The sequence below is a fragment of the Shewanella sp. 30m-14 genome (assembly GCF_052977125.1).
Map to the genome: position 1 here is coordinate 1 of NZ_JBRILW010000047.1, position 6913 is coordinate 6913.

At 42.2% G+C, this 6913-nt stretch carries 5 protein-coding genes and 1 tRNA gene; 2 read left to right on the forward strand and 4 right to left on the reverse strand.

Annotated elements, in window-relative coordinates; genetic code table 11:
• A tRNA-Asn gene (locus ACVBIU_RS20320) sits at positions 1 to 76 on the reverse strand.
• Between the two features lie 801 nt (positions 77 to 877).
• Between ACVBIU_RS20320 and uvrB the strand changes: the two genes are divergently transcribed.
• Positions 878 to 2881, forward strand: coding sequence for an excinuclease ABC subunit UvrB (gene uvrB, locus ACVBIU_RS20325; RefSeq protein WP_447164634.1), 2004 nt, complete (start codon positions 878 to 880; stop codon positions 2879 to 2881).
• 193 nt (positions 2882 to 3074) lie between these two features.
• Here uvrB and rrtA read toward each other — a convergent pair whose 3' ends face one another.
• Both rrtA and queC read right to left on the reverse strand, forming a co-directional pair.
• Entirely contained in the window at positions 3075 to 3668 is a 594-nt protein-coding gene (gene rrtA / locus ACVBIU_RS20330) for a rhombosortase (protein WP_447164633.1), read from the reverse strand.
• Entirely contained in the window at positions 3656 to 4345 is a 690-nt protein-coding gene (gene queC, locus ACVBIU_RS20335) for a 7-cyano-7-deazaguanine synthase QueC (RefSeq protein WP_447162691.1), read from the reverse strand. Before queC ends, rrtA begins: the two co-directional genes overlap by 13 nt.
• Before the next feature lie 127 nt (positions 4346 to 4472).
• Here queC and queE point away from each other — a divergent pair, with 127 nt between their 5' ends.
• A complete protein-coding gene (gene queE / locus ACVBIU_RS20340) occupies positions 4473 to 5141 on the forward strand; it encodes a 7-carboxy-7-deazaguanine synthase QueE (RefSeq protein ID WP_447162690.1) in 669 nt (222 codons plus the stop codon).
• Between the two features lie 108 nt (positions 5142 to 5249).
• Here the strand turns inward: queE and ACVBIU_RS20345 are convergent, their stop codons facing one another.
• On the reverse strand, positions 5250 to 6326 hold the full coding sequence (locus ACVBIU_RS20345) for a PLP-dependent cysteine synthase family protein (RefSeq protein WP_447164632.1): 1077 nt from the start codon (positions 6324 to 6326) through the stop codon (positions 5250 to 5252).
• Positions 6327 to 6913 lie beyond the last annotated feature (587 nt).

The following is a 6913-nucleotide window of genomic DNA, read 5'->3' on the forward strand; positions in this document are numbered from 1 at the left end:
TGGCTCCCCAGACTGGACTCGAACCAGTGACATACGGATTAACAGTCCGCCGTTCTACCAACTGAACTACAGGGGAAGCGTTTAAGTTACGTCTCGTTGAAGACGGAGCGCATAGTAAAGCGCTCTTACAATTGAGTCAACTCGACAAGCTAAAAAAAATGAAATTATACGCTCAAGTGCTCACCTAATGTTCATTGTGTCGATGAATGCAGCATTTTTGTTAAAATGTGACCAGTAGAAATGCAAGTCTATGAGTTAATCACAGTTTTCGATTAGCTCATTAATGAGACATACCAACAAAAAGAGCTGTTCGCTAGGCTATAAACTACAAATGTAAGAAAATTACATTAAATCGCTTTAGCTTGCTTAACTCGTGTCGAAAGCTTAAACCCCCATAGCAACTAGCGTTGCGAGAGTTATCCACTAAATCTGTGGATAAGCCTGTGGGTTAAGTGAAAAAATCAACCGCAAATGCCGATGAATAGGGCGTTGAGGTTAAAATGAGCTAATTTATAGAAGGTTTTTTTTAGCTAATAAAAACAATGTGATGAAAAAAGCAACAGTTACTTTGATTGGCTTTTTAAAATGTTGCTAAGTTGTAACTCGCTTATAGTAGTAACTTGTGAATTAATACGCCTATTTTACTGGTGTTGACGCGGAGGTTAGCGTTAAAGGCTAGACTTTAACTTGGTTACAAAGTTTCATTTAGTGATGTTATAAGTAATCGCTTTAGGTGACTTACACGGCTGATCTGATTATTGTCAGAGCGCTATTTGGCAACGAACACTAAGTCGAACAAAAACTAATCTAGAAAGTTAAGTCGTCATCAATCAAATTAGGGTAAAATAGTTGCTCATTTTTCGAGGGAAGTATTTGAGTGTCAGAATCTGTATTTCAATTAGAGTCTATGTATAAGCCTGCAGGCGATCAGCCTACGGCCATTAGTAAACTTGTGGATGGGCTAGAGTCAGGGGTTACTTGCCAGACATTACTGGGCGTTACGGGCTCAGGTAAAACCTTTACTATTGCAAATGTCATCGAGAAAATGTCACGCCCAACGATTATTATGGCGCCCAACAAGACTCTTGCTGCACAGCTTTATGGAGAGATGAAGGAATTTTTCCCCCATAATGCGGTAGAGTATTTTGTTTCCTACTATGACTATTATCAGCCTGAAGCTTACGTTCCCTCTACAGGCACATTCATTGAAAAAGATGCATCAGTTAATGCGCACATTGAGCAGATGCGACTCTCGGCGACTAAAGCACTATTAGAGCGTAAAGATGTTGTTCTGATTGCTTCAGTTTCTGCTATTTATGGTCTGGGCGATCCTAAAGCCTATATGAAGATGCTGTTACACCTTCGAGAAGGTGCCATTATGGAGCAGCGTGATATCTTAAAGCGCCTGAGTGAGCTGCAATACACTCGCAATGATATAGAACTGCAACGCGGTACCTATCGAGTGCGCGGTGAAGTGATTGATATCTTTCCGGCAGATTCAGACAAAAATGCCATCAGAATAGAGCTATTTGATGATGAGATAGAACGTTTGAGTCTGTTCGATCCGTTAACTGGCCACATTGTAAAGCGAATAGCACGAATAACGGTTTACCCTAAAAGTCACTATGTCACGCCTCGAGAGTCTATTTTGGCGGCGACAGGAGAGATCAAAGAGGAATTACGTGACCGTAAAAAACAGCTTCTCGAACTGAATAAACTTATCGAGGAGCAACGCATTACAGAGCGGGTTCAGTATGATATCGAGATGATGACCGAACTTGGTTACTGTTCAGGTATTGAAAACTACTCCCGATACCTGTCGGGTCGAGCCCCCGGCGATGGGCCTCCGACCTTGCTAGATTATCTGCCAGAAGATGGTTTACTCATTATCGATGAATCCCATGTAACAGTGCCGCAAATTGGCGCCATGTATAAAGGTGATCGCTCGCGGAAAATGAACCTCGTAGAATATGGTTTTCGCTTGCCTTCAGCGCTTGATAATCGCCCATTAAAGTTTGAAGAGTTTGAAGCGTTAATGCCGCAAAGTATTTTTGTTTCTGCAACGCCTAGCGAATATGAAATTAATAAGTCAGATGGCGAAATCGCCGAGCAGGTTGTTAGACCTACTGGCTTACTTGATCCTGAAATTGAAGTTCGCCCTGTTAGCACTCAAGTAGACGACCTGTTATCTGAGATAGGCAAACGAGTCGCTGTGAATGAACGTGTACTTGTAACGACCTTAACTAAGAGAATGTCAGAGGATTTAAGTGAGTACCTCGATGAACATGGTGTAAAGGTCAGATACTTGCACTCAGATATCGATACTGTTGAGCGCGTCGAGATCATCAGAGACTTACGTCTAGGCGTGTTTGATGTACTGATCGGGATTAACTTGTTACGAGAAGGCTTAGATATGCCAGAAGTCTCTTTGGTGTGTATTCTCGATGCAGATAAAGAGGGCTTTTTACGTTCAGAACGTTCATTGATCCAGACAATTGGCCGCGCGGCTCGAAATGTAAACGGTAAGGTTATTTTATATGGAGACCGTATTACTAAGTCGATGGACAAGGCGATTACGGAAACAAATCGACGTCGTGAGAAGCAGCATCAGCATAATATTGATAATGGCATTACTCCGATAGGAGTGATCAAAAAGATCACTGATGTCATGGATGTTGGCGGTCACGAATATGTGGACAGCGAACGAGGAGTTGCAGAGATTGAGGGGGAATATCATGTGGCTAAACCTGCAGACATTAGCCATGACATTGACAGGCTAGAAAAACAGATGCATGAGCATGCTAAAAACCTTGAATTTGAAGAAGCCGCTGCAATTCGTGACAAAGTTAGTCGTCTTAGAGAACAGTTTATTAAGGCGTAATTGATTATTCACGCTATTTACTTCAATGCAATCAACTTTAGCTCAATAAACTTTAACTCAATGAACTTTAGCGTTATGAATTTTAATACTAACTGTTGAGCTATTAAGACATTAAAAAGGGGAGCCGAGTACAACTAGGCTCTCTTTTTTATGTGTATCTTATTTTGATTGGAACTACAGTTTATCGTCTTCTTTAACGAGCTTGTTTATGTCGCTGCGGCCAAGCTAGATAAACCGATACGCACAGCAGTCCACAGACAAGGCCAACTAAATGAGCCTCAGTCGCAACTCTTGCACCAATTAATTGGGTCATTTCAATACTGGCGCCAAAGTATTGCTCATAAGCGACTTTTAAAATCACGCCTAGTAATAGCAAGTAACCGCTTTTGTAGCCTTGGCGAATATCGCATACCGCACCGAAGGCAAATAATCCATGCATCATGCCACTTAAGCCCACATAACCAATCAGCATTGGATAAAATGCGAGTAGCCCCAGCCCTTGCATTAGACACAGGCTAAAAAATAGTATGCTAAGCCCCTTTGCACGGTAATGTTGCTCATGTAAGGCTAATATGACCCAAAAACCCGCGAGGTTCATATACAGGTGCCAGGCATTGGTGTGCAGCAAGTTTCCGCTGACTAGGCGCCACCACTCACCATCAAGGATTAAATACCTTTGGTAGGCCAGCAGCGAGTCGAGTCGCAAATAAAAAAGACTAATACATGTAATTGTAATGACTAACGCAAACACATAGGGGTTGTTGGCCCCCCATTTTAGTTTTTGCATTTATCAGAAAGTCTTGCTTGTATCGCCTCTTTGTCTGCAAGGTACTCTTCAAGACCGCGCTTTCTTAATAGACATGCAGGGCAGGTACCGCAACCGTCGCCCTTAATACCGTTATAGCAGGTTAGGGTTTCATTTCGCACAAGCTCCAAGCTATCAAACTTATCTGCAAGCGCCCATGTCTCGGCCTTATCTAACCACATTAGAGGAGTATCAATGGTCAGTTTTTTATCCATACCCTGTTCAAGGGCGGCTTGCATGGCTTTTACAAAGTCATTGCGGCAATCTGGGTAGCCTGAAAAGTCTGTCTCGCAAACACCGGTTATCACAGTATCTGCGCCAAGTTGGTAAGCGTAAATGCCAGCAAGGGTAAGAAAGAGGATGTTTCGGCCCGGAACAAAGGTGTTAGGTAGGCCGTTATCCATTAATTCGTTAGAGACGGGAATGGAGTCACGAGTTAATGCCGATATGGCTAATTCATTTAACAAGGTGACATCCATCACTTTGTGGCTAGCCAGTTTGAGTTTATTGGCCAGCTCTTTTGCTATTTCAATTTCTTCTCTATGTCGTTGCCCATAATCGAATGTGATCCCATGAACTTCATCAAATTGTTGGAGGGCCTGAATGAGGCAGGTTGTCGAATCTTGACCACCACTAAAAACTACAACGGCTTTTGACATAATAAACTTTCAATCTTGTAATAAATAAGAACGAGTAGTTTAACGCAGGCGTGAACGCTTTTAAACTACTTGCGACACAGCGAAAAATCCTCTATAACTGCGCCCCGGTTAACCAAGAGGTAAGATAATGAAATATCCAGTTAATGAAGTATTTGAAACAATTCAAGGTGAGGGGACTTTTACGGGAGTACCAGCCGTTTTTGTTAGACTTCAGGGCTGCCCTGTTGGTTGCTCTTGGTGTGACACTAAGCAGACGTGGGAACTTTTAGAGGAAAACCGCGTAGCAAAAGAGCTTGTGATCCAAGTTGACGGTACTATCGGACGTTGGGCGGAACTTAGCGCTGAAGAGTTGGTTAATGCCTTTAAAGCTAAAGGCTTCAATGCAAAACATATCGTGATCACCGGTGGCGAACCTTGTTTATATGATTTGACTGAGTTAACTCAATACCTTCATAGCCAAGGGTACCAAACGCAGATTGAAACCAGTGGTACATTTGATGTGTTATGTCACGCAGACACTTGGGTGACGGTATCACCTAAGGTGAATATGAAAGGCGGTTATAAAGTACTTGCCCAAGCATTGAATCGAGCCAATGAGATTAAACACCCCATAGCAACCCAAAATCACATTGATGAGCTTGATGAGCTATTAGAAGGTATCGATGTGACTGATAAAACAGTGTGTTTGCAGCCTATTAGCCAAAAGGCACGCGCGACTGAATTGGCGATGTCTACTTGTATCGCGCGAAATTGGCGCTTATCAATTCAGACTCATAAATATTTAGATATCGATTAAACAATACCGATTAACTAATTTAGATCGCTTGATAATAAAAGGCCCTTGGATTTAATTATCTCAAGGGCTTTTTTGTACCGGTGACGGTTAATCGCCATGGGTATATCGCTATTTGGCACTAGGGCAATTTAATACACTTGTCTCACTAAACCGGGTTAATGCATCAGTATAAGGCGTTAGATCGCCGATGTGCTCTTCAATCCAAGCTGCATTGTAATAGGTGTCTAAGTAGCGCTCACCTGAATCGCAAATTAGGGTCACTATCGAGCCGGTCTCACCCCTGGCAGCCATTTCGCTAGCCAATAGCAACACGCCATAGAGGTTAGTACCTGTTGAGGCGCCAGTTTTACGCCCGATAATCTTCTCAAGCCAATTGACTGTTGCGACAGAAGCGGGATCTGGGATCTTACGCATCTCGTCCACGACGCCAGGGATAAAAGAGGGCTCAGCACGAGGCCTACCAATACCTTCAATCTTACTGCCATTACAGCAGCTGACATGCTTGTCTCCAGTATTGAAATAATCAAAGAAAACGGAGTTTTCAGGGTCGACAACACAAAGTTTAGTCGTGAGTCGCTGATAGCGAATATAGCGGCCAATCGTTGCCGAAGTACCGCCAGTACCAGGGCTCATTACAATCCAAGTCGGAATTGAATGTTGCTCTTTTTTCATCTGATAAAAGATAGAGTTAGCGATATTGTTGTTACCACGCCAATCTGTTGCGCGTTCGGCATAGGTAAATTGATCCATATAATGACCATCTAGCTCTTGGGCTAAGCGTTCAGATTCGGCATAAATTTTACTGGAATGGTCAACAAAGTGGCATTGACCACCGTAAAATTCAATTTGTTGAATTTTCTTTTTTGCTGTGGTGCTAGGCATGACTGCGATAAAAGGCAATCCCAGTAATCGGGCAAAATAGGCCTCTGATACGGCTGTACTGCCAGAAGAAGACTCAATTACTGTGGTGCCTTCTTTAATCCAGCCATTACACAGCGCATAAAGAAACAAAGACCGAGCAAGACGGTGCTTTAAACTTCCCGTAGGGTGGGTACTTTCATCTTTTAGGTAAATATCAATACCCGTTAGGCTAGGCGTATCTAGCTTAATTAAATGAGTATCTGCACTTCGTTGAAAGTCAGCTTCAATTTTTTCGATTGCTTGATTTACCCAAGAATGAGTCACTTGTTTGCCTATGGTTAACACGTTGAACTTAAATCATAGAGAAAAACGAGCCAGATTGGTAGCGAAAAACACACTGCGGATAACTTGTTGTGCCGGTGTAAGCGCCTGATTAAATATACTTTTGTGGTGATCAGGTGTTTAAGTGGATATTTGAGTCTAGAAAATACTGATTAAATGAAACCCTGATGGTATTTATGTCTTTTTATGTAAACGAAATCGTCACATTTAAATGATTATGTGCAAGCACGATTTACAAAGTGAGAGTTTATCAGGAGGTTTAAGAGGTGATGATTTTGGCAAGGTTAATGTGATCTGAGTATTTAAGCTGTGCTACATGGCGGTGATAGGTAATTGATATATAAAACAGAGGTGTAGCAACTTAGATATAAAAAAGAGATGTCACTGCTTAGATATAGAGACAGGGGGGGAGCAACTGCAAGATTATTAAACGATATTGATGAATGACTTTGAAATAAGATCTTTGAAATGAAATAAGATGGAAGCTGAAACAAGAAGTGGTGGAGGGAGAAGGATTCGAACCTTCGAAGGCTGAGCCGTCAGATTTACAGTCTGATCCCTTTGGCCAC

What these genes read in the sequence shown, in the direction of transcription:
- rrtA (WP_447164633.1), bottom strand. Translation starts at nt 3,668, where the DNA reads ATGCAAAAACTAAAATGGGGGGCCAACAACCCCTATGTGTTTGCGTTA.
- queC (WP_447162691.1), bottom strand. Translation starts at nt 4,345, where the DNA reads ATGTCAAAAGCCGTTGTAGTTTTTAGTGGTGGTCAAGATTCGACAACC.
- queE (WP_447162690.1), top strand. Translation starts at nt 4,473, where the DNA reads ATGAAATATCCAGTTAATGAAGTATTTGAAACAATTCAAGGTGAGGGG.